Source organism: Micromonospora sp. NPDC050397 (assembly GCF_044901685.1).
Lineage (GTDB): Bacteria > Actinomycetota > Actinomycetes > Mycobacteriales > Micromonosporaceae > Micromonospora_G.
In genome coordinates this window covers 210372-233302 of sequence record NZ_JBJDPS010000001.1, presented here as the reverse complement: position 1 = coordinate 233302, position 22931 = coordinate 210372, and the positions used below count along the sequence as shown (strand labels likewise).

The following is a 22931-nucleotide window of genomic DNA, read 5'->3' as shown; positions in this document are numbered from 1 at the left end:
CCCTCATCTCGTCGGCCCCCGCCGGATCGTCAGCGCGGCCACCATGACCAGGGCGAGCAGCACCGCGAGGCCGTGGAAGGTGGTGACCACGGTCAGTGGGGTGAACCGTTCCAGCAGGAACGAGCAGGCCACCATGCCGATGCCGAAGCCGAGGTTCTCCGCCATCGCGGAGAAGCCGAAGACGTGGCCGCGCTGCTCGTCGGGGGCGGACTGCAACCGGGTGGTGTACGCGATCTCGGTGAAGCCGTCCGCGATCCCGGCGACGGCGGCGACCAGGATGGCCAGCGGCACCGGCGGCGCGGTGAAGGTGAGGATGAACGCGACCGACATGAGCGCCGCGCCGAGCGCGAACGCGCGCTCGTCGATGGTTCGGCCGGTCCGGCTGGACCAGGCGGCGACCAGCCGCTGGGCGAGGATGTTGCCGATCGCCCAGGTGGCCCAGAACTGGGACACGAACGTGGCCGGGTGCTGTGGGTCGAGCGCGGTGGAGAGCACCGGCAGGCCGACGTTGTGCGACGCCGACCCGAACGCGTCGATGGCGCGCAGGCTGATCAGGGCGAGCAGGATCGGGGTGAGTCGCAGGTAGCGCAGGGCGGTGAGCTGTGCCGCGAGCACCCCCGGCGGTTGCGGCGCGGCGTCCGGTCGGGACGGCGTCCCGGCGGCGCGGGTGGTGATCCGCAGCCGGGCCAGGTTCGCGGCCGAGAAGAGGAACGCCCCGGCGTCGATGAGGAACGCGCCCTCGTAGCCGACCGTGGCGATGAGTACGCCGGCCGAGGCGAATCCCGCCACCATCGCGATCGAGCGACCGGTGGCGAGCAGGGCGTTGGCGCGTACCCGTTGGTCCTGGCCGACGATCTCGGGGATGCTGCTGCGTAGCGCGACGCTGGTGAGGGTGGCGCCGGCGCCGGTGACGACGGCGACCAGGTACAGCAGCCCGACCTGGGTCGCGGCCGGCGCGAGGACCAGCACCACGAGGGCGAGCGCCTGGGTGACGTCGGAGGTCACCATGATCCGCTTGCGGTCGAGCCGGGACACCAGGCTCCCGGCCCCGAACCCGGTGAGGAAGCTGGTGGCCAGGCGCAGCGCCATGAGCAGCCCGGTCTGTGTCGCGCTGCCGGTCAGCGAGTACGCGAACAGGTTGAGCGCCACCATGTCCAGGTAGCTGCCGTACGCCGAGACGGCATTGCCGACCACCAGGAACCGGAAGTGTCGCATGCCGTTCCGGGTGCGGCCGATGCCTTGGTCAGCGATAGTCACGGGCAGAACTTGGCTGCGTGAATTGTTGCCGAGGTCGGACGCTTGACGCGACCAGCAGGGGATGAATTGTGCGGCAAATTGTGCCCCCAAAGCCGGCGGACGCCGTTGGCGCGCATTCAACAGGCGACTTCCGCGAGCCAGAGTATGGGAATGCCTGGATCTAGGCAAGGTCCACTTCGGAGAGTCATCCATCGGGCCGTTTGCAGGGAATCCACGTCATCTGTCCAGTTAGCACTGATCGACGGCAGTCGTACGGTTGATGGTTGTTCGGTAGCCATCGGGCCACCGCAAGCCCGGAGCAATGCCACGATCTGCCACCGGTACCGCGCAGCCATGCCGGGTCGGTACGAACGACGAACGGACCGCGACGGCGACGGGCCACGGCTCGACGCTACGGGTATTCCATTCGGTCGACGGCTGGCGCGTCAGGCAAAGCGCCTCGACGGATCGGCGCACAATGCGTCCGAGGACCGCCACCACAACATCGCTCAGGACAATTACGGGAGACCATTGCACGGTGCGCGGACCGCCTTTTCCCGGGCGCGGGATCAGGCGGTGGGTTGTTCGCCCCGCCGGCCCGGACCAGTTCGGTCGCGGCTCCGTGCACCGTGTTGGTCGATCGTCGCGAGATCGATCGACGGCCGACATCGATCCTGATAGGTTTCGATGGTCGCGCCGTCGTTGGGAGGTCCCGAACCATGCCCGATCCGGTTGTCGAACCGACGACGCCCGAGGGTGCCGAGATGCGCGAGCAGATCCAGGAGATCTGGTCCGAGGTGCTCAGGGTCCCCTGCCCGCCGGACGGACGGTTCTTCGCACTCGGCGGGCATTCGCTCGCGGCGTTCTGGATCGTGGCGCGGGTCGAGCAGGACTACGGCGTCAGCGTGGACCCGGCCGACCTGTTCGACGACCCGCAGGCGTACCAGTTCGCCGACCGCGTCGCCGGCATGCTCCAGCGGATCAGGGGCCGTCGGTCCGGCCGACCAGGCTCCGGCGGCTGATCTTCCCGGAGGTCTTGCGAGCCACGCTCGTGACGATCTCGTACGACATCGGCACCTTGGTCGGCGACAGGCGCTCCCGGCAGTACGCGGACAGGGTCGCCGCCGACGGCGGGCCGGCCGCGTCCGCCGGCACGACCATCGCGTGTGGAACCTGCCCCAGGTAGCGGTGTGATCGGGGCACCACGACGGCGTCCGCCACGGCGGGCATGCCCAACAGCACCGCCTCGATCTCGGCGGGATAGACGTTGGCACCGCCCACGTTGATCACGTTGCTCTTTCGGTCGACCAGGTAGAGATAACCCTCGGCGTCGAGGTAGCCGAGGTCGCCGAGGCTGAGGAAGCCGTCGCGCTCGGGCAACGCCGGGCCGGTGCCGACGTACTCGGGCTGCCGGGCGGCCGTCGACCGCAGGTAGATCTCGCCGGTCACACCGGTGGCGACCTCGGTGCCGTACTCGTCGAGGATCCTGACCTCGCAGTCGCTGGGACGGCCGACGCTGCCCGGGTGCGCCAGCCACTCGTCACCGCGGATCAGCACCGAACCGACCCGCTCCTGGCTGGCGTAGTCCTCGACGACCCGTTCGGCACCGATCAGGTCGAGCCACCGGCGCTTGACCTCCTCCGGGCACGGCCCCGCGCCGTGGTGCACCGCCTCGATGCTGGACAGGTCGAACTCCGCGAGGTCGGGGACGTCGAGGACCATCCGCATCAGCGCCGGCACGATCCGCAGGTAGCTCACCCGGTGCTCCTGCACGAGCCGGGGGAACAGACGCGGGACAAAGCGCTCCATGAGCACGATCTGGTGGTCGAGCACGAGTCCCTGGTAGAGCGCGCTGAACCCGGCGTGGTACATCGGCAGCACGACCAACTGCACCTGGCCTAAGCGCATGCCCCGGGCCCGCTCGCTCTCCGACAGCAACGCGTCCGGCCGGTACGTCCAGGGTTTGCGCCGCCGGACCACCCGGGGCTGGCCGGTGGTACCCCCGGTCAGGGAGGCCGATCGCGGCACACCGCGCGACGGGAGCGGATCCTCCGGGTAGTTCCCGGTACACCACCGCAGGGGCGACACCGTCTCCTCGGGCCCGCCGATGCTGATGTGCTCCCCGATCGCGGCGGCGGTCGCCCGTCGCTCGGACGGGGTCGCGTGCGGGTCCAGCGGCACCACCAAGCCGCCCAGCTTCCACACCGCGATGGTTGCCACCACGTGGTCGACACCGGCCGACAGGACCACCGTCACGGTGCTCTCCGGGCCCACCCCGGCCTCCGCCAGGGCGTGTGCCGCCGCGTTGCTCTCGCTCTCCAACCGTGCCCAGGTCATCGTCTGCCGGTTGCCGTCCGGCGCGACGGCGACCACCGCCGGGCGGGTCGGGTGGTCGGCCGCGAGCTGGCCGATCCGCTCACCGACGGTGATCTCTTCCGGGTCCCCGAGCGACATCGACAACCTCTCCCCCGACTCCGGGTCCCCGAGCGACATCGGCAACCGCTCCCCGACTCCGCATCGACCCACAATGGGCATTCAACCCGGCGAATGCTACCGACCGACGGCGACGGCAACCAGGATATGATCGTCGGGCGTCGATACAACGGGGCGGGGGGATCTCAGTGGGCGAGGCGACAACGAGCCTCTTCGCCGGGGCGGCCGGATACTACGCGCGCTACCGCGCCACCTATCCCGACGAGGTGTTCGCCTGGCTGGACGCCCGACTCGGCCTGGACGGGCGGCAACGCGCGCTGGACCTGGGCTGCGGGCCGGGCACCGCCACTGTCGCGCTGGCCCGCCGGGTCGCCGAGGTCGTCGCGGTGGACCCCGAGCCGGCCATGCTCGTCGAGGGGCGGCGGATGGCCCTGGCCGCCGGTGTCGGCGATGCCGTCACCTGGGTCGAGGGCGAGTCCGCGACCCTCGGGCAACTCCGGCTGGGCACGTTCGACCTGGCGATGATGGCCGCCTCCTTCCACTGGATGGATCGGGCGGCGACCCTGCGCGAACTGGACCGGGTGATCCGCCCGGCCGGTGCGGTGGTGGTGATCACCGGCAGCGTCAGCAGCACCGCCGCCGACGCCCCGGACCGGCCCACCTGGGCCGACGCGGTGGTCGCGGTGCGGGAACGCTGGATACCCTTCCGCCGCCGGTGGCGCGGCGACACCCGGACGGACCCGCGCACGTACGCGCAGGTGCGACGGGAGCACCGGGACGTCCTGGCCGCCTCGGCGTTCGCCCAGGTCGACCGGTACGAGCTGCGCTGGCAGCGCAGGCACGACGTGGAGTCGCTCGTCGGCCTGCAGATGACGATTCCCGACTCGACGCCCGGGGCGCTCGGTGACCGCGCCGAGAAATTCCGCGAGGAGCTGCGGGCGGAACTGTCCAGGGTGGAGCCGAGCGGCGTCCTCGTCGAGCCGATCCGTACCGAGGTGCTGATCGGCAGGCGATGAACGGCGCGAGTCGCCACCGGGACAGACCGCCGACCGATACGGGGGAAGATGTGCTCACGACCGGTGCCGACCCGTCCTGGCCAGAGCTGCGACGGATCCTGCGGGCAGACCCGATGCTGCGGCTCTACGCCACCTGCCCGCCGACGCGACCACCGGCCGGCACGCCGCTGCCGTCCGCACTCGTCCCGGACCACCCCTCGGTGGTCGGCGGTTCGGGGACGGTCAGCGCCAGTGCGTTGGCGCGGACGCCCGGTCTCGCCCGGACCGTCCTGACCCACCCGTCGCTCGATTCGTCCGACACCGTCTCCACGCTCGTGGAGTACCTGCTGCGGCCGATGCTGCGGGTGTTCCGTACGTCGCTGGACCGGTACGGGTGGGCGCTGGTCGACCCCGGTGAGGACGTACTGTTCGAACTCGCCTCGGACGGCGCGCCGACCGGACGCGTCGTGGTCGCCGACCTGCCACCCGCCGCGCTGCCGTCACCGGGACGCGACGCCCGTCCCGGTCTTCCGGCCGCCGTCACGGCGCTGGCCACCGCCGGTGCCGCCGTGGCACGGACCGACCCGGCCTCGGTGACCTCCAGGATCGCGCCCGTCGTCGCCACCGAGCTGCGATTCCTCCGGCCGGCGACGGCACGCCTGCTGCGCGCCGACCCCCGCTGGGCCCGGTACGCGCACGCCGTCCCCGAGCCGATGCAGGCGGCGGTCCGGCGGATCGTCGACCTGTTACGGAGTACCAGGGCATCGGCCGGAGGCGACGGGCACCCGCCGCCGGTCGTCCGCGTACCGCGCTCCCCCGGCGACGCCGAGCCGGCCGGACTGCCTCGGCTGCGGCAGGAGATCTTCCACCTCGGCGGCGACCTGCGGGAGCTCACGGGCGATCAGCGGGAGCTCACGGGCGACCTGCGAGAGCTGACCGGCGATCAGCGGGAACTGACGGGCGACCTGCGGGAACTCGCGGCGGTGACGACGTTCGAGCGGACCCCGGACACCTGGCGTCTGTCCAAGCCGGAAGACCCCCCGGCGCTGTCCTACGTGAGGTCGGTGGCCTCGCTACCGATCGGCGAGCTACGCCGCAACCCGCTCGCCGCCCGGTACGCGGTCCGCTGGACCGCCGCCCAGACCGACGCCCTGGTCGATCGGCTCCTCGCCGAGGCCAAGGGGTCGGCGGCCCGCACCGCCGAGAACGCGGTGGCGAGCCGAGGCCACGCCGACCGGCGACTGCCCGCCGTGGAACGGCAGGCCCGACTCGTCCACCACGTGTTCCGGCGCCGCCAGTTCAAGCTGGGCTCCGGCACCGAGTACCCGGCCGAGCGGGCCGTCCGGGACCTGGCGCCCACGATCAGCCGGGGCGAGCCGATCCGGCTGACGCTGATGTGCTTCGCCACGAAGTTCAGCCACAGTCAGCTCAAGGCCCCGGGTCCCATGCCCGACCTGGCCGATCTGGCCATGCTGGTCCGGCTCACCGAACTGGTCGGCGCGCTGCGGCAGGTCTACCCGCCGGGAGCCCGGCTCACCCTGGTCATCGACGGGGAGCACTTCCGCGCGCATCCCCGGCTCCCACTGCGGGAGGGCCTCGACACCAGGTTCCGGTACGCCGAGGCGGTCGGTGCCGACTTCCTGGAGATCCGGGACTACGAGGATCTGATCGACCGACGGATCGACCCGGTACGCCGCCGGGCCCACGCCGAGTTCGCCGAGCGGGTACGGCACGACTACCGCCGGGCGTTCGAGGGGCTCGACCTTGCCGCCGACCCGCTGACCGAACTCCGTCGGGCCGGGGCCGCCGACCCACACGGCAACTTCGTGTCGCTGTTCCGCTCGCTCGTGCACTCGGTTCCCGTACCGCCGCCGGTCGGCATGCCGATGCTCGCCTGGTCCCAGTCCGTCTACGCCGACCTGTACGAGGTGCACGAGCGGGTGCCGACCGAGCTTCGCCGGGCTCGCCGGGAACTGCTGCGGACCACCTGGGACGACACGCTCGAATACCTGTCGGCCTGGCACGCCGACCGCCGGTTCGGCTACCGTGACCGGATCGTGCCCGGTGCCGTCGCCCTCAGCGTCCGGCCGGCCCGCGACCGGCTGGGGCTGAGCCTGCTCGGTGGCGCGTCGATCCCGCCCTGGCACGCCACCGGGGTCGTCGACGCCCGGGGCACGATCTCCTGCGACTTCCACATCTCCCTGCACGACCAGGGATTCGTGCCACTGCACTCCCCGCTGCTCGGCCCGGCGCAGCCGTTCGCGATGGTGCCGGTCACGGCCGTACGACTCGCGCCCTCCGGTACGGAACTGGAGCTGGACCCGGACCTCGTGGCCCGCATCGGCTTGCGTCGCCGCTGAGCGCCACCTGCTTCCCGCCGGGGCGGTCGGGTTCCGATCAGCGGGACGGCCCGGTCGGTCCGGTCGCCGCCGCTACCGTCGCGACCAGTCCTCGGCCAGTTCGGGCAGGAGCGGGTCGCCCGAGAGCGCCTCGACCGCCAGCCACTCCAGGTCCGCCAGGAAGGTCCGGGCGGACCCCGGGGCGAGGAACCGCCCGTCGGCGGCGAGCGTCAGCCTCGCCGTCTCCCCCAGCGTGTTCAGGAACAGGAAGAACGTGGCGCCCTTCTGCCGGCCGTCGCGATCCAGGTCGGCGACCGTCGTACGGTGCCGGGCCGCCTCGATCACGGAGTGGAGGTCGGCCGGGCTGTCGCCGTCCCGGACAACGTCGCCGGCCCGGCCCGGTACCTCGGAACGCACCTCGGCGAAGGGTCGGACGTCGTTGACGAAGCAGTAGCCGCCGACGTCGATCCCCCGCTCCGCGCCGACCTGCGCGATCCTCGCCTCCAGCAGCAGCGGGTCGCACTCGCAGTGCTGGTAGGCGCGCATGCTCGCCGCTCGCGAGTGGCGCAGGAAGTCGCCCAGCCGGTCCGTGCCGACCGTCAACCGGAGCAGTCCGTTCTGGTTGAACGCCCCCACGTAGTCCCTGGTCTCGGAGGTGAACCTGGTGGCCACGATGAGCCGGATGCCGACCCGCGACTCGCGGCGGTAGAAGCCCAGGAGCAGCCCGGTGAGTGCCTGCACCACCATCGACAGGCTCATCCGGTGCCGGTCGGCCAGCTCCCGGACCGCCAGACGCAGGGCCTCCGAGGTGATCCGGGCCCACTGCTGGGGCACCGGACCCGGTTCGGACACCAGCAGGGCGCGCGGCAGCTCGCGTACGCCGTCGGTCCAGTAATCCAGGGCCGCCGTGGCACGTCGTCGGGCCAGGTCGCTCGCCTCGTAGGAGGCCCGGTCGCGCGGCTGCTGCCCGGGAGGCGGCAGCTCACCGGCGCCGTCGAGCAGCAGCCCCAGGTCCCTGCTGACGATCTCCAGGCTGTAGCCGTCGACCGCCATGTGGTTGAGCACCAGTACGACGACCAGTGGTCGGCCCGCCTCGGCGAGCACGGCAGCACGTAGCGGCAGGTCGGTCGCCATCTCGAACGGCTCGGCCCGCATCCGCTCCACCAGTGCCTCGACGGCCCGCTCGGGTGGCTGGTCGCCCGCCTCGACGACGGTGACATCGAGGTTCCCGTACGGCTCCACGGTCTGTCGCGGCTCGCCGTCGTCGGACGCGGCGAAGCGGGTACGCAGCGCGTCGTGGCGTTCCACCAGTCGTCGCAGCGCCGTCACCACGTCGTCGACCGTCCTCCCCGACGGCACGTCACGTACGGCGGAGAGGTTCAGTGAGGCGGCCTCATCGGGCCCCAACCACCGGAACACCTCCCAGATCGCAAGCTGTGCCCAGGTCAACGGTCCGGTCCAGCCCTCGCCCGCGCGCAGTGCGACCGACCTGGTGGACGTCTGCTGCGCCATCGTTCCCTCCGGTCGGATGCCTGGGGGTCGATTCGTGAACCGTGACGATCATGGATGTTTCCAACAGTCGACACGCGCTGTCAACCCCGCCCGGCACCGACTCACGGGGCGGGCGGGGCGGTCCCGTAGGTGATGGCGTCCAGCGCCGCCTCCAGGTGTGGGCTGAGACGGGCCACGTCGCCGGCCGGCAGGGCCGAGTTGTGCAGGACGTTACGCATCGCCTGCACCCCGGTGCAGACGGCGATCAGCAGGGCGGCCCGTCCCACCGCGTCCGCACCCGGAAGGCCCTCGGCGACCCGGTGCTGATAGTTGCGCTCCAGGTGGTCGCGCATGATCTCGGCGGCCCGGGGATTCGACGCGGAGCGCAGCATCAGCATCATGCCGTCCCGCCTCGGTGCCGAGGAGGTAAGCAGGTCGATCGCGGCTTCCCGGTTGTGACCGGGACCCATCATCAGCGATTTCTGGAACACCTTGTCCACGACCTGGGCGAACAGGTTCTCCTTCGACCCGTAGTAGCGGGTGATCAGCCGCGCGTCCACGCCCGCCTCGCGGGCGATGTCCCGGGTGCCGGCGCCGTCGTAACCGCGCTCACAGAACAGGTCGGTCGCGGCGTCGAGGATCGCGCGCCGGGTGGCCTCCGAATCCCGCCTGGGGCTCGCGGGCACGCCCGCCGCGTCCGCGTACGCGTCGGCCGCCGGTCCTGCCGAGTCGTTGCTCACGCTGCCAGCGTAGCGCCCACCCTTGGCATGTCCTCACTTGAAGACATACGCTGTCCCCAGGTGAGGACATCAGGTTCCTCGCTACCCCTGGGAGGCACCAACACCATGTCTGTTCCTGTTCGCCACCTCGGGCCGGAGAAGCTCGCGGTGGGCGCTGTCGGCTTCGGGGCGATGAGCTTCGCCAACCCCTACGGCCAGACCGGCTACGACGCCGTGCGGGCCGCGCGCGAGATCGTCGACCGTGCGGTCGATCTCGGCGTCACCCTGTTCGACACCGCAGATGCCTACGGCAGCAGCGAGGAGATCCTCGGCGAGGTCATCGCCGGCCGACGCGACAAGATCACGATCGCCACGAAGTTCGGGATCGTGGCGGCTCCGTTCGGCGGGGACGTCGCCCGGATGGACGGCAGCCGTGGCTACATCCGCACCGCGGTCGAGCAGTCCCTACGGAAGCTGCGGACCGATCACATCGACCTCTACTACCAGCACCGGATCGACCCGAACACGCCGATCGAGGAGACCGTCGGGGCGATGGCCGAGCTGGTCGCCGAGGGCAAGATCCTCCATCTGGGGCTCTCCGAGGCGGCACCCGACACCCTGCGCCGGGCCGTCGCCGTACATCCGATCGCCGCGTTACAGACCGAGTGGTCGCTGTGGGAGCGGGGCATCGAGAACACCATCCTGCCGGTCTGCCGGGAACTCGGCATCAGCGTCGTGCCCTACAGCCCGCTCGGCCGGGGCGCGCTGACCGGGACGATCACCTCCCGCGACGACCTCGACGACAACGACGCCCGACGCGACATGCCGAGGTACGCGGCGGAGAACCTCGACCGGAACCTGCGCACGGTCGAGGTGGTACGCCAGATCGCCGCCGGGCACGGCGCCACGCCCGGACAGGTCGCACTGGCCTGGCTGCTCACCAAAGCCCCGGACGTGGTGCCGATTCCGGGTACCCGCCGGCCGGTGTACTTCGAGGAGAACAGCGCCGCCGCCAACCTCACCCTGACCACCGCCGAGCTGGCCGCCCTGGACGCCATCACCGTCACCGGCGACCGCGAGCGGCAGTCGGCCATGGAGGCACAGAACTGGTTCGACGGCGTCACCCCGCCGCTCGGCGCCTGAGGGAAGGCCGGCGCGGCCGGGTCACCGCGCGTAGGCCCCGGCCCGGCCCCGGTGGCGACCCGCGCCACCGGGGCCGAGAGGCTCGACCCGACAGGTCAGCCGGCAGGGTCCGCGGCCGGCGGCTCAGCCGGCCGGCGGGGTCTGCGGAGGGCGGTTCAGCACGCTCGCCACCGCGGCGGCCCGGCCGGTGAAGGTGTCGAGGCGGCTCGCGTCGACCCAGAACCGGGCGGTCATGATCAGAATGTCCCGGTCGACGCTCAGGTGGCTGACATCCGTCGCGGCGATCGCCGCCTCGGCTCGCGGCGCGAGCACCTCTCGCCCCGCGTCGACCACGTACCGCCGGTCGAACATCGACAACTCGCCGTTACCACCGACGAGCGGAAGGCGAACCGTCGGCCGTCGACGGACCGTGAGGGGAGCGCCGACGCCCGGCACCCGTACCCGGCAGACCGTGCGGGGGTTCTCGGCGTCGACAAAGATGCCGACGACCATGTCGTGACCGTCGCGCGTACCCGAAAGAGCGGTTGTCACGGCGTGGCCCTCGGCCCCGAAGGCGGCGACGACGTCGGCGGCACCCAGCACCCGCCAGCCCGCGTTGCTCGCCCAGGCGAGCAAGGCATCCCGGTCCGCACGCTCGCGTCGACCCAGCCAGGTGTGACCGGTGTACGCCAGCCCGGCGGCCACCAGGATCGCCAGGGTCACACCGACCACGACATCCATGTCATCCCACGACATCCGTGCCATCGACGCCTCACGAGCAGAAGGTAACCCGGCGCCGCCACCGCCCGAACCGGGTCGATCAGGGCAGCCCCGCCGGCGACGTTCGGGAACCGTCAGAGGCGCGGTCCGAGGTACAGGCCACCGCTGGCGTCGAGCACCTGGCCGGTGATCCACCTGGCGTCGTCGGAGGCGAGGAACCCGACGATGTCGGCGACGTCCTCGGCCTCCCCGAGGCGGTTCAGAGCGGTGCGTTCGGCAATGAACCCGGCGAGCCCGGGCGCCTCGAACAGGGACCCGTTCGTCGCGGTCCGGGTGGCACCCGGCGCGACCGCGTTCACCGTGATCCCTCGTACGCCCAACTCGTTGGCGAGCGTCCGGCTCATCGTCTCGATCGCGCCCTTTGTCATGGCGAACGAGGTCTGGCTCGGGTTGGCCATCCGGGTGGCGACCGACGAGATCGTGATGATGCGCCCACCGTCGCTCAGCGACGACAGGAGCCGTCGAATGAGGAAGTACGGAGCCCTGACGTTGACCGCGAACAGGTGGTCGAACTGCTCCGGGGTTGTCACGTCGATCGGACCGGCGGGTGGTACGGCCGCGTTGTTGACGAGGATGTCGAGTTGCCCGCCGTTCAGCCCGGCATCGAGACCCCGGACGAGGGTGTCGACATCGCCGTCGACGCCGAGTTCGGCTCCGACCAGGAAGCCACTGCCTCCGGCGGACTCGATCGCCGCCAGTGTCGACCTCGCCCCGGCCAGGTCGGAGCCGTAGTGGACGGCCACGGCGGCGCCGGCGGCGGCGAGCCGGATGGCGATCGCCTGCCCGATGCCCCGCGAGGCGCCGGTGACGAGGGCGACGCGCCCGACGAGACCCCACTCACGGTCGATGCTGCGAGTCTCTCTCATGGTGGTAGTGTCTACCACGTGAGCGAGACCAAATCCACCCTCCGGGACCGCCGCAGGGCGGAGACCCAACGCGGGATCCAGGCCCAGGCGGTGCGACTGTTCGTCGAGCACGGTTACCAGTCGGTCACCGTGAACCAGGTCGCCGAGGCAGCGGGCGTCTCGCCGATGACGCTCTACCGACACTTCGCGACCAAGGAGGACCTGGTCCTGGTCGATCAACTCGACGAACTCATCGCCGACCACATCGCCGCCACACCGACCGACGGCTCCCCGTCGCACCGGATCGGCCGCGCCCTGATCGAGACCGCGGCCGCGCTCACCGGTTCCGCCGAGGGCGCCGACGACCTACTGCTCGACCGACTCAAGTTGATGATCAGCACGCCCGCCCTGCGGGCCCGACACCTGGACCGTCAGTACGCCTTCCAGCAGGCCATCGTCGACGCGTTGGGCGATGCCGACAGCGACGCCGAGACCGAGTTCCGGGTCCGGGCGTCGGCCGGCGCCTGCCTGGCGGCGCTGCACGTCGCGCTGACCCGCTGGGCCGCCGAGGACGGCCGATCCGACCTTCCCGACCTGATCGCCACCGCCCTCTCCGCCGCCATCGGCGACCGGTAGCGGCGTCGTCGTCAGCCCGGGAGTGTCCCCCACCCGCCCGTCGCGCGGGCCTACGCCGTCGGGCGTGGCGACCGGAGGTCGTGCAGTTGCTCGCTCAGCGAGCGGTTCTCCGCGCGGAGACGGGCAAGCTCCTCGCGTACGGGTGCGAGTGCGCCGGCGAGTTCCGCCTCGGTGTAACGGGGCGTGATGTACTGGGGACAGTTCCAGTCGTAGCTGTGGATGTCGACGGTGATCAGCCGCTCGACCTTGCCCCGCTGCCCGGGAACACTCAGTCGTTCCAACAGCTCGCCGGAGGTGTCGTCACCCGGGTCGGTGACCCGGGCGGTGCCGATGACCTTAAGGCGTCGCTGGTGGGCGTAGTCCATCAGCAGCAGCGACACTCGTGGCGAGCTGCCGAGGTTGCCGACCGACAGGTACTGCCGGTTGCCGCGCAGGTCGGCCCAGCCGAGCACGCTGTGCCCGTCGACCGGGTCGAGGACGCGTAGAAAGCCGGGCGGGCCGCCACGGTGTTGCACGTACGGCCAGCCGTTCTCGCTCACGGTGGCGAGGTAGAAGCTGTCGCGCTCGGCGACGAAGGCCGCCTCGGCGGGGTCGAGCAGCGGGTTGGTGTCCCAGCCGACGAGCATACGTTCGACCGCCGCCCGGCTGCCGTAGCGCCGTTGTGCGGCGACCACCGAGTCGGTGGTCATCTCCTGTAGGTAGCGGTACGGCATCGCAGATACCTCCCGGACGGCTTTCTAACCACCATAGTCAGTTTGACCGGTAAGAAACTACGCCCCCGAGACTAACCTGTCAAACGCCGTACGGTGGTAAGGTCACCGGGTGACCCGACGGCCGCTGGTGGACGAACCCCTCTGTCTGGACCTGGTGAACACCGAGTGGGTCGACCGAGGCCACCCGGTCGACCTGTTCGACCAGCCCGACGGGGTGCGGGAGTGGCTCGCCGAACACCGGCTCCCGGGCCAGCCCTCGTCGGTCGAGCCGCCGCTACGCGAGGCCCGTACGGCACTGCGCCGCATCCTCGAACACCCGGACGAGCACGCCGAGCAAGGCGTCAACGCGATCCTGGCCCACGGCACCCTGCGTCACGTGCTGCGCCAGGCGACCGTGCGGAAGGAGCACGATGTCGACGCCGGCTGGCTACCCGCCTGGCTGGCGGTGCACAACTACCTGGAACTGCTACGCCAGCAGCCCGCCCGGATCCGGCGCTGCGGCAATCCGGAGTGCGTCCTGCACTTCTACGACACTTCCCGCAACGGCACCCGACGGTGGTGCTCGATGGATGGCTGCGGCGGCCGCGCCAAGGCCGCGCGGCACTACCGACGCCACCGCACGACCACCGCGTGACCCGCTGACTCCGCGGGCCGGGTGGCTGGTACGGCCGGTTGGCGCCGTCAGCTCGCAGGTGGGGCGGCGGACGGCAGGAAGCGTCCACGTGCCGTGGCAACAAGCGACCGGATCGCGATGGCACCGATCAGCACGGAGATCGCCGCCAGGACGACGTACGTGTAGACACGGGCGCCGGGCACCTCGTTCTCGTTGATCCAGTGCACCGTCACCGTCGCCACCGCCGACCAGGAGAAGGTGAAGGCCCAGAAGCTCGGCGCGAACCTCAGCCGGAGATAGGCCGGCAGCAGGCGGATCTGCGCGATGACCAGCAGCAGTTCGTACCCGGACACCAGCATCACCCAGATGTCGATCTTCCCTCCGTTGCGGGCGAGAAGCGCGAGCCCGGCCACCGCCGCCGGTGCCACCTCGATCGCGAGCGTCGGCACCAGCGCCGCCGGCAGCGCGGGGCGGGTGAAGAGCCGGTTGAGGATGAGCGAGCCGAGGACCAGCCAACAGATCAGCCCGAGGCCGAGCATGATGTCGGCGAGGGTGCGCTGCCCGACGGCGGAGGCGGCGGCCGACGCGATGAGCCCACCGGCCACGGTGGGAAGGAAATAGCCGGGGTGGATCTGGTCGATGTCGATCCGCCCGTAGATCCACTGTCCGGTGATCCAGCCTCCGTAAACGACCGTGAGCGCCAGGAACACGTCGACGAGGACCCGGGCCGTGCCCATCTCGTACGGGGCGACGCCCTGGGCGGCGAGCAGCATCGGGGTGATCACGGCGAGCGAGACAAACGGCCCGGACACCGGACTCACCATGTCGTCGACGATCGCTCCCCGAACCGACACCAGGTACGCCACCACGACCGCGAGCCAGGTCACGGCGGCGATGACAAGCAGCGTGTTGCCGACCCAGACCGGGACCGCGCCGCCGCGCCCGGCCAGGATCCAGGTGTTGCCCAGCCCGGCGAGACCGAACGGAATACCGAAGAGGTTCGGCGGAATCCGGACGGCGACCACGAGGTCACTCCTCTCGTACCGCTCGGGCGAAAGCTCACGTCATCTCAGATCATCACCGAGCCCGTCGGGCCAGGTGGCTGATTCGGGCGAGGCGCCCGGGGCGGTGAAGATGTCGATCTTCTCGGTGGTGTCACCCGCCCCGCTGGTTATCGGAACGCTCTCCTCGGGTGCGTGCCGTACGCTGCGCCGATGATCGACGTGTCGGGGGACTTCGAGATCCACATCACGACTTACAGCCATCACGCCAAGCAGTTGGCCGCGTTCGCCGAGCAACACGGGGTGAAGTTCCTCCACATCCTCCTCGATCGTGGCACGAACGTCTCGCAGCCGATGCTCACCTTCACCGGCAGTGGCACGCTCGAACAACAACGCGTGCTGGTCGAGCACTGGCGCGATCGGTTGCGGGAGGCGGGGCTCCATGCGTGCCGAGCCAAAATCGAGGCCGCGCCCTGGTGCACCGGGGTGCCGCAGACGGACCGCGACGCGGCAGACGAGCCCGGTGACCGGTACTTCGAGCATCACGTCAAGGTGCTGCTGTCGAATCCGACCGTAGCCGACCTCGTGACCATCACCGACCTGGTCGCGCCACACGGCGCCCGGCTGTCGCAGAACGCCCGCCGCCAGCACACCTCCGGCCAGCAGGAACGGTTCGTCAACCAGCGCGGCTACGGCATCGGCCTCACAACGGCCGAACAGCGGCTGGAGAGCCTGGTGGTCGACCTAGTTCGCATGGGCGTACCGCCCCGGCGAGCCGGTCTTCCTGGACCTGGCGGTCGGTCAGCGGTGGACAACCGCGCGGCGTACCGCGATGAACCATCTCCTCACGGTGATCGCCGGGACACCGTGGGCCGGACATCTCGTTCTCCGAGGCAGCGTCACGATGACCGCCTGGGCCGGTGGTGCGGCGCGTGACCCCGGCGACCTCGACTTTGTCGTCACCCCGCACACCGTTACCAGCGCCAGCACCGAAGCACGCGACCTGCTCGACGGCGTTCTGGCCGCGGTGACCGCCAAACCTGGTGCGGGACTCCGTCCCGACCTGGTCACCGAGTCGGCAATCTGGACGTACGAGCGGGCCGACGGACGTCGGTTCGTCATCCCGTTCGGTACGGCCGACGACCCCGACGGCAGCGTGCAGATCGACATCGTCTTCGGCGAACAGCTACCCGTGCCACCGGGCGTGCTGACACTGCCCGACGTCGACGCGCCCCTGCTGGCCGCCACCGCCGAACTGTCGCTGGCCTGGAAACTGTTGTGGCTGGCCACCGACATGTATCCGCAGGGCAAGGACCTCTACGACGCCGTTCTACTCGCCGAGCACACCACGGTCGGCCGCGACCTCGTCCGCACGCTGATGCGACCCGAACTGGGCGCCGAGGCCGACAACTTCACCGCCGAGACGGTGCTGTCGTGGGACGTCGACTGGAAGAACTTCACCGACGAGTACCCGAACATCACCGGTAGCTCCGAACACTGGCGACACCGGCTGGCACTCGCCCTCGACCGGGCGTGGTCCTGACCCAACCGGGGGCGCGACAGCCGCGGCGCCGGAGGTTCTCACGTCTGGTAACCGCTGGCGGGCGGTGGCGTTGGGGCCGCCCGGCCAGTGACCATGATCGACGCCGCTCCTGCCAGAACGTATGCCCGGCATCGATCGCCATGACCGACGGCCTTAGTCTGTCCAGGTGTCGCATCCGACGCCCGACTCCCCTCCGACCCGCAGGCTGGTGTGGGCACCCGACGCGGTGGTCAGCCGGATCGAGCGGGACGTGCAGCCACGGATCAGTTTGCCGAGAAGCATGACACTGGCGGCGACGTTCGCCCTTGTCTTCACCTGGCCGCCGACGTTCGTCGTCTTCGCGGCCACAACCCTCGTCGCGCCGTCAGCCACCGACGGGGCCAGCATCGGGAGGACCGCTCTCTGGGCGCTCCAGCTAGCGATCCTGATAGCGGTCGTGGCCGCGCTCCCGGCGGTGTGGCAGCGCGCTGGCAAGCCCGAAGCGGCGGCCCCGGACGACGTGTCGATCCGAGGAACGATGCTGCGGGTGGCGGTCAACGCGCTGCGCACCGGCGGGTGCGCTTCGGTGGTGCTGGCACTGCAAGGTCTGTCGGTCGACCGGATCGCCCTGCTGGCCGTCGTGCTCGCGGTCGTACTGCACCTGCTCCCGGTTCTCGTGGCCCGGCTGGTGCGAGGACTTCGTGGTGCCCCTCGGGCCGGCGATGCCGAACGATCTGGCTGAATGGCTGGTCACCGAGGTGGCCGAATCCTCGGCCCTACCTGTCCCCCCTAGAGCAGGACCAGGATCTCCTTCACCACCACGTACGTGATCGAGACCGCCGGGCTCGCCGCCACGGCGATGAGGAGCAATAGCGCCGCGCCCGCATCCGACCAGCGCCAGTGCCACAGACCGGCTTCGGCGACCAAATGGATGAGGGTGCTCGTGGCGAGCAGCGCGACCATGACGCCGAGCAGCCAGCAGACCAGAACGGTCAGGCCCTGCCGGCCCCCGGGCCACGCCTCCTGCCCCACCAGGATGAGCGCCATCAACAGTCCACTGGCGACCGCCATCGCGGCGGGTTGCCAGGTCAGCCGCACCCGGGCCGTACGCACCGGCGCCGCGTACGGCCGGGGCGGTGTTCCCGGTACGAACGACGGTGTGTACTCGGTGACCGGGGTCGGCGGTGGCTGGTCGGGCGGGGTTGCCGCCATCCCGGGAGCATGTGGGCGGGGTGGTGCCGGCTCCCCGTCACCCGGCCGACCCGGACGCCGGGCCTGGGTGACCGCGACGATGGCCCCGACAACGCCCGCCACCGTACTGACAACGGCGAGCACAAGATTGATCAGCGTGATCGGATCAGCCACGGGCCCATCCTGACAAGGATTCGGACCGCTGTCGTTCACCCTTTCCGGCGTTACGTTCCGCGTGACCACGAGCGTTCACCCTCCTGCTTGCTCGGGCTGGTTACCGTTCGGGTCGTGGCGACGGGAACTATGACCTTCCTCCTCATCGGTGGCGCCGGCGTCGTACTGCTCGCACTCTCACTGCTTGGCACCGAACTGGTCCACCTCGGACAACCGAGCTTCGACGGTCCGATCGGGATCGAGGCGATCGCGGGATTCCTCGGGGTCCTCGGCTTCGGTGGCGCGGTGGCGTGCGAGCTGCTCGAACCCCGTACCCCCGGGATGTTCGCCGCGGCGGTCGGCCTGGGCGCGCTGGCGGCGCTGCCCGCCGGCTGGATCGCGTCGCGGTTGAGTCGGGCGGCCCGCAACATGGCCACCGACGCCACCCCCACCCGCAACGACCTGGTCGGCACGATGGGCGTCGTGGTGACGCCGATCGCCGACGGCCGCTACGGCGAGGTCCGGGTCCGGGTCGCCGGCCAACCGGTGAAACTCAACGCCAAGGCGGACGCCCCGATCGCCAGCGGCGCCCGGATCTTCGTCGTCGAGGCGCTCAGCGAGACCAGCGTACGGGTCGAGACCTACTGAACCCCCGCGCCCGACCAGCTCTCCCACCACCCCCAACCACCCCCTCCGGAACGGATCGGAACATGTTCATTCTCCTGGCCATCGGCGGAGCGGCGCTCCTGCTCATCATCCTCGTCATGTTCGTGCTGTCCCGGATCAAGGTCGCCGGCCCCAACGAGGCGTTCATCGTGACCGGCCGCAAGGGGCGTACCACCCAGACCGCCGACGGCAGCCGGTCCACCGACATGTCCGGGCAGAAGGTCGTGCTCGGCGCCTCGGTCTTCGTCCTGCCGGTGGTGCAGAAGTTGCAGTCGCTCGACCTGTCCAGCCGGCGGATCGACGTCAGCATCAAGGGCGCGGTGAGCAAGCAGGGCATCCGTACCGAGCTGCACGGTGTCGCGATCGTCAAGGTCGGCGGGACCGAGGACGCGATCCGGGCGGCTGCCCAGCGTTTCCTCCACCAGCAGTCGGAGATCGAGAGCTTCACCCGCGAGGTGCTGGCCGGTGCGCTGCGTTCGATCGTCGGGCGACTGACGGTCGAGGAGATCATCCGGGACCGGGCCGCCTTCGCCAGCGCGGTGGCCGAGGAGGCCGAGCACTCGATGACCAACCAGGGTCTGGTGCTCGACACGTTCCAACTCCAGGACATCCTCACCGAGGGCACCTACCTGCAGGACCTCGGTCGACCGGAGGCGGCCCGGGTGCTCAAGGACGCGGCCATCGCCGAGGCGCGCGCCCGACAGGTCGCCGAGCAGGAGCGGTTGCTCGCCGAGGAGGCCATCGCCGTCGCGAACCGGAACCTGTCGCTGAAGCAGGCCGACATCCAGGCGGAGATCGACGCGGCGAAGGCGAAGTCCGCCGCCGCCGGGCCGCTCGCCCAGGCCGAGCGGGACCAGGTGATTCTCTCCGAGCAGCAGAAGGTCGCCGAGCGCAACGCCGAGCTGAAGCAGCGTCAGCTCGACACGGAGGTGCGCAAGCCGGCTGACGCCGCGCGGTACAAGGTGGAGCAGGAGGCCGAGGCGGCACGGAACGCGGCGGTCATGCACGCGGACGCCCAGCGCCAGGCCACCATCGCCGGTGCCCAGGCGGCGGCCGAGCAGTCCCGGCTGACCGGTGAGGGTGAGCGGGCTCGTCGGGCGGCGCTGGCCGAGGCCAACGCGATCGAAGGGGCCAAGGAGGGTGAGGCCGAGCAGCGCCGTCGTACCGCCATCGCCGAGGCGATCGAGCGCGAGGGCCAGGCGGAGGCCGCCGCCATCCTGGCCAAGGGCCAGGCCGAGGCGGAGGCGATGTCCCGCAAGGCCGAGGCTTTTGCCGCGTACGGCGAGGCCGCCGTGCTCGACCTGCTGGTGCGGGTGCTTCCGCAGGTCGTGGAGGCGGCGAGTGCACCGGTGAGCGCCATCGACAAGATCACCGTCATCTCCACCGACGGCGCGTCCTCACTGACCAAGTCGGTGGCCTCCAACGTCGCTACCGGGCTGCAACTCGGCACCGACCTCACCGGCGTCGACCTGACCGGGTTGCTGGCCCGGCTCGGTGCCACCCGCACCGACAACGCCAAGCCCTCCGTCGACGGTCAGACGGTCGACACACACTGACCATCCCCCCAGCCCGCCCGGCCTGCCTGCCTGCCTGCCTCCTTCCCCTCCCCCGGCCCTCGGTCCGCCTCTCGATCATGGAGTTGTCGCCTCGTGATGGACGTCGAGACCTCGACAACTTCATGATCGACTAGGAGACGGGGCGGGGGACGGGGGGCGGGGGCGCCGCTCACGGGACTGTTCGGCGGGTAGCCCGGCCCCACCCCGGTCCTCGGTCTCGACCTCCTCGATCACCCGGCGCGACGACAACACGAGCAGGGGAGTCGTCAGCCCCGCGTGCCCGGCGCCATGGGTGGCACCACCCGGACCCGCTCCTCCGCCGGCCGGCTGTCGATGTCGCCGAGCTGCGCACGGATGGTGTGTCGCAGGTCGTCGTAGTCGCGGAAGCGGTGGTCGTTGAAGAGGGTGTAGCCGGTCCACATCAGGTTGGCGCAGACCCGCGCCGGCACCCGACCCGTCGCCGCGCCCATCCCGACCAGCGCCACGGAACGGATGCTGCCCGGCTCCCTCGCGTTCTGCACGTGCACGGCCTGGAACGCGGCGGCACAGGCCAACGCGACGTTCAACGTCTCGCTGACGTCCTGCACCGACTCCTCCATGGTGGGCGTCGAGATCAGGAATCTCGGGTTGGTCGCCCCGGAGGAGACGCAGACCGCGCTGCCCACCGGGAGCGCACCCTCGAACTGGTCGCGGATCGCCCGCTGGACCCGCAGTTGGATGCCCGCCCCGAGGTGCCGTTTGATGACCGCGTCGACGCCACCGTCCATCCTCCCCCGGGAGTTGGTCGGGGTGACCCAGGCATCGGCCTGCTGACCGATGATCGATCCCTTGTGGATCTCAACTTCGGGCGTGTCGGCGAACGCCGCTCGCCAGGACTGCACCACCCCGGCGTTGACGTCTCTCAGAACAACCTTGAGCAGCGGCTTTTCGACTCCGACGGACATGGCTCACTCCGATGGCGGGAAGGGTGTCTCCGACGTGGAGCAAGCTAGCGCGCACCACCGACATCGCCGCCCCGGACGGGCCGGACGATCGTGTCGGAGGGTCCTGCGATGCTGCGCACCCGTACCCGATCGCCCCCCCGGGCGACCATCCCACGTCGAACCTCCGTGCCGTCACCGGCACGGCCCGCCATCCCCGGAGCGCACGATGAGTGAACCGCACGCCGCCGCCTCGCCCGAAGCGAGCGACCCGCTGGCCCTGGCCGAGCTTTTCACCGGTGGCGGGGAGCCGTGGCTGCCGCTGCTCAGGCCGGTCATCGAGGCGCAGCCGGCGGCGGCCACGTTCATCGGCTCGGGGCGCGGCCCGAAGGTCGTGCCCGTCCGGGAACTGACCTTCCAGGCGCTCAAGCCCAACCCGCCGCACAAGTGGAAGGTCGTCGTCTTCGGGCAGAACCCGTACCCGCGCACCGAGAGCGCCACCGGCATCGCCATGTTCGACAACACCTTCCACGACTGGGCGGACAGCCAGTTCGGCAGGGTCGTCAGCATCCGGTGCATCATCAAGGCCGCCGCGATGTGGAAGCACGGCATCCCCAAGAAGACGCCGATCGCCGACCTGCGTGCCCTGTTGAGGCAGCACGACACCGTGCAGCCGCCGGAGTGGTTCCAGGCGATACTCACCCAGGGCGTACTGCTGCTCAACGCGTCCCTGACCGCGAGCAGCGACGGGGCGATCTCCACGGAGCAGCACACGACGTTCTGGCGACCGGTGACCGAGAAGGTCATCGAGGAGACCCTGCGGGCCAAGGAGCAGGCCGACGAGCAGGACCGGGGTGTCGTGTTCGCGTGGTGGGGAGCGCACGCCCGCAACCTGAAGCGGATCGTGCTCCGGTTGGAGAAGAAGTATCCCGGGGTGCGGGTCAGGCACATCGACCATGCCAACCCCGCCGCGCAGGGCGACATCTTCTGCGACGGGGACCACTTCGCCACGGTGAACGCGGCGCTCGCCGCACTCGGGGCGGACGAGATCGACTGGCTGCCCGCCAAGGGGTGGAACGCGTCCGACGGAGCGGCCGGCGACACCGACACCAGCACCGCGGACCGGATGGGTGCGTTCATCGCCTCCACCATGGAGCTGCACAAGCTCTACCTCGAGCGGCTCGCCAGCGTCAAGGACGAGGGCCTGGTCCTTCCCGCGATCACCGGCGTGTTCGACACCCCGCTGATGGACTTCCGGGCCGCGGTCGACCCGGTGACCAAGCTGCTCGCCGGGCTCGACTGGTACGTGGAGGAGGCCCGCGCGTTCGGCGAGAGGCACGGCGGGAGTACGACCGACGGCCTCTCCCCCGACGTGGTGGCGTCCCTCTACCTCTACACCTGCGAGTCGGCGTTCTACCGGCAGATCAACGCCACCCTGCGCGACCCGGACCGGAGCAAGATCCTGCCCTACCTGCCGTACCTGCGACTGCTGTTCGCGGCGGTGTCACGACTCCCGGCCCACGAGGAGCCGTTGTGGCGCGGGGTGTCGCTGGACCTGCGGGCGCAGTACCCGGTCGGTCAGACCGTCACCTGGTGGGGCGTCTCCTCGTGCACGTCGAAGCTGAGCGTGGCCCAGGCGTTTCTCGGCGGGCGCGGCAAGCGGACCCTCTTCGAGGTGCGCCCCGCACGGGCCGTCGGCATCCGTGGATTCTCCGCCTTCACCGGGGAGGAGGAGTTCATCCTCGCCCCCGGCACACAACTCAAGGTGACCGACGTCAAGGCCGAGCGGAACGGCCTGTGCACCGTACGCCTGACCGAGCTGGCCGAGCAACGCATGGTCGCCTGAGCCGGTGCCGCGCCCGACCCGGGACGGACACGGCGGTACGGCTACCGGTGGCGACGCCCCACGCACTCACACTCATCGGTCAACACGGATGCACCGGGGTCGACAACCACCACCGAGCATCGAGAGTGCGGGGACTCACCCCGTCGTAGCCGAA

General features: G+C 70.6%; 22 protein-coding genes. 12 read left to right on the top strand and 10 right to left on the bottom strand.

What is annotated here, in order from left to right; translation table 11 throughout:
• Positions 1-3: 3 nt before the first annotated feature.
• The gene (locus ACI2K4_RS00935; protein WP_404507749.1) at positions 4-1257 is read right to left on the bottom strand and encodes an MFS transporter; all 1254 of its coding nucleotides are present in this window, start codon (positions 1255-1257) and stop codon (positions 4-6) included.
• Positions 1258-1955: 698 nt separating this feature from the next.
• On the opposite strand from ACI2K4_RS00935, the gene ACI2K4_RS00930 reads away from it, so the two are divergent.
• Positions 1956-2258, top strand: a complete 303-nt coding sequence (locus ACI2K4_RS00930; RefSeq protein ID WP_404507748.1) for an acyl carrier protein — start codon at positions 1956-1958, stop codon at positions 2256-2258.
• On the opposite strand, the gene ACI2K4_RS00925 is transcribed toward ACI2K4_RS00930, so the two are convergent.
• Complete coding sequence (locus ACI2K4_RS00925; protein ID WP_404507747.1) at positions 2218-3729, bottom strand: AMP-binding protein; 1512 nt, start codon at positions 3727-3729, stop codon at positions 2218-2220. The genes ACI2K4_RS00930 and ACI2K4_RS00925 overlap by 41 nt on opposite strands.
• A gap of 128 nt (positions 3730-3857) precedes the next feature.
• Here ACI2K4_RS00925 and ACI2K4_RS00920 point away from each other — a divergent pair, with 128 nt between their 5' ends.
• Positions 3858-4685 (top strand): class I SAM-dependent methyltransferase, encoded by an 828-nt coding sequence (locus tag ACI2K4_RS00920; RefSeq protein WP_404507745.1) that lies wholly within the window; start codon positions 3858-3860, stop codon positions 4683-4685.
• A 50-nt stretch (positions 4686-4735) separates the two neighbouring features.
• Positions 4736-7024 carry an L-tyrosine/L-tryptophan isonitrile synthase family protein gene (locus ACI2K4_RS00915; protein ID WP_404507744.1) on the top strand — a complete coding sequence of 763 codons (2289 nt, stop codon included), beginning with the start codon at positions 4736-4738 and terminating at the stop codon, positions 7022-7024.
• A 72-nt stretch (positions 7025-7096) separates the two neighbouring features.
• Here ACI2K4_RS00915 and ACI2K4_RS00910 read toward each other — a convergent pair whose 3' ends face one another.
• A complete protein-coding gene (locus ACI2K4_RS00910) occupies positions 7097-8515 on the bottom strand; it encodes a condensation domain-containing protein (RefSeq protein WP_404507743.1) in 1419 nt (472 codons plus the stop codon).
• 101 nt (positions 8516-8616) lie between these two features.
• Complete coding sequence (locus ACI2K4_RS00905; RefSeq protein ID WP_404507742.1) at positions 8617-9234, bottom strand: TetR/AcrR family transcriptional regulator; 618 nt, start codon at positions 9232-9234, stop codon at positions 8617-8619.
• Between the two features lie 105 nt (positions 9235-9339).
• On the opposite strand from ACI2K4_RS00905, the gene ACI2K4_RS00900 reads away from it, so the two are divergent.
• Positions 9340-10356: an aldo/keto reductase gene (locus ACI2K4_RS00900; protein WP_404507741.1), complete on the top strand. Its 1017-nt coding sequence runs from the start codon at positions 9340-9342 to the stop codon at positions 10354-10356.
• Positions 10357-10479: 123 nt separating this feature from the next.
• Here ACI2K4_RS00900 and ACI2K4_RS00895 read toward each other — a convergent pair whose 3' ends face one another.
• Together ACI2K4_RS00895 and ACI2K4_RS00890 are read right to left on the bottom strand one after the other, a co-directional pair.
• Entirely contained in the window at positions 10480-11091 is a 612-nt protein-coding gene (locus ACI2K4_RS00895; protein ID WP_404507739.1) for a hypothetical protein, read from the bottom strand.
• 98 nt (positions 11092-11189) lie between these two features.
• Entirely contained in the window at positions 11190-11981 is a 792-nt protein-coding gene (locus ACI2K4_RS00890) for an SDR family oxidoreductase (protein ID WP_404507738.1), read from the bottom strand.
• Between the two features lie 18 nt (positions 11982-11999).
• Between ACI2K4_RS00890 and ACI2K4_RS00885 the strand changes: the two genes are divergently transcribed.
• Positions 12000-12596, top strand: coding sequence for a TetR/AcrR family transcriptional regulator (locus ACI2K4_RS00885; RefSeq protein ID WP_404507737.1), 597 nt, complete (start codon positions 12000-12002; stop codon positions 12594-12596).
• 50 nt (positions 12597-12646) lie between these two features.
• Here the strand turns inward: ACI2K4_RS00885 and ACI2K4_RS00880 are convergent, their stop codons facing one another.
• Positions 12647-13309 (bottom strand): pyridoxamine 5'-phosphate oxidase family protein, encoded by a 663-nt coding sequence (locus ACI2K4_RS00880; protein WP_404507736.1) that lies wholly within the window; start codon positions 13307-13309, stop codon positions 12647-12649.
• 109 nt (positions 13310-13418) lie between these two features.
• Between ACI2K4_RS00880 and ACI2K4_RS00875 the strand changes: the two genes are divergently transcribed.
• A complete protein-coding gene (locus tag ACI2K4_RS00875; protein ID WP_404507735.1) occupies positions 13419-13943 on the top strand; it encodes a CGNR zinc finger domain-containing protein in 525 nt (174 codons plus the stop codon).
• Between the two features lie 47 nt (positions 13944-13990).
• On the opposite strand, the gene ACI2K4_RS00870 is transcribed toward ACI2K4_RS00875, so the two are convergent.
• The gene (locus ACI2K4_RS00870) at positions 13991-14947 is read right to left on the bottom strand and encodes a hypothetical protein (protein WP_404507734.1); all 957 of its coding nucleotides are present in this window, start codon (positions 14945-14947) and stop codon (positions 13991-13993) included.
• 189 nt (positions 14948-15136) lie between these two features.
• On the opposite strand from ACI2K4_RS00870, the gene ACI2K4_RS00865 reads away from it, so the two are divergent.
• The 3 genes from ACI2K4_RS00865 (at position 15137) to ACI2K4_RS00855 (ending at position 17187) form a co-directional block, all read left to right on the top strand.
• Entirely contained in the window at positions 15137-15859 is a 723-nt protein-coding gene (locus tag ACI2K4_RS00865; RefSeq protein ID WP_404507732.1) for a hypothetical protein, read from the top strand.
• A complete protein-coding gene (locus ACI2K4_RS00860; RefSeq protein WP_404507730.1) occupies positions 15828-16466 on the top strand; it encodes a nucleotidyl transferase AbiEii/AbiGii toxin family protein in 639 nt (212 codons plus the stop codon). Before ACI2K4_RS00865 ends, ACI2K4_RS00860 begins: the two co-directional genes overlap by 32 nt.
• A gap of 166 nt (positions 16467-16632) precedes the next feature.
• The gene (locus tag ACI2K4_RS00855) at positions 16633-17187 is read left to right on the top strand and encodes a hypothetical protein (RefSeq protein WP_404507729.1); all 555 of its coding nucleotides are present in this window, start codon (positions 16633-16635) and stop codon (positions 17185-17187) included.
• 47 nt (positions 17188-17234) lie between these two features.
• Here ACI2K4_RS00855 and ACI2K4_RS00850 read toward each other — a convergent pair whose 3' ends face one another.
• On the bottom strand, positions 17235-17810 hold the full coding sequence (locus ACI2K4_RS00850; RefSeq protein WP_404507727.1) for a hypothetical protein: 576 nt from the start codon (positions 17808-17810) through the stop codon (positions 17235-17237).
• Positions 17811-17939: 129 nt separating this feature from the next.
• On the opposite strand from ACI2K4_RS00850, the gene ACI2K4_RS00845 reads away from it, so the two are divergent.
• Together ACI2K4_RS00845 and ACI2K4_RS00840 are read left to right on the top strand one after the other, a co-directional pair.
• Complete coding sequence (locus ACI2K4_RS00845; protein WP_404509141.1) at positions 17940-18437, top strand: hypothetical protein; 498 nt, start codon at positions 17940-17942, stop codon at positions 18435-18437.
• 62 nt (positions 18438-18499) lie between these two features.
• On the top strand, positions 18500-20011 hold the full coding sequence (locus tag ACI2K4_RS00840) for a flotillin family protein (protein ID WP_404507726.1): 1512 nt from the start codon (positions 18500-18502) through the stop codon (positions 20009-20011).
• A gap of 266 nt (positions 20012-20277) precedes the next feature.
• Here the strand turns inward: ACI2K4_RS00840 and ACI2K4_RS00835 are convergent, their stop codons facing one another.
• Complete coding sequence (locus ACI2K4_RS00835; protein ID WP_404507724.1) at positions 20278-20955, bottom strand: macro domain-containing protein; 678 nt, start codon at positions 20953-20955, stop codon at positions 20278-20280.
• Between the two features lie 205 nt (positions 20956-21160).
• On the opposite strand from ACI2K4_RS00835, the gene ACI2K4_RS00830 reads away from it, so the two are divergent.
• Entirely contained in the window at positions 21161-22777 is a 1617-nt protein-coding gene (locus tag ACI2K4_RS00830) for an ADP-ribosyltransferase domain-containing protein (protein ID WP_404507723.1), read from the top strand.
• Positions 22778-22931: the final 154 nt, after the last annotated feature.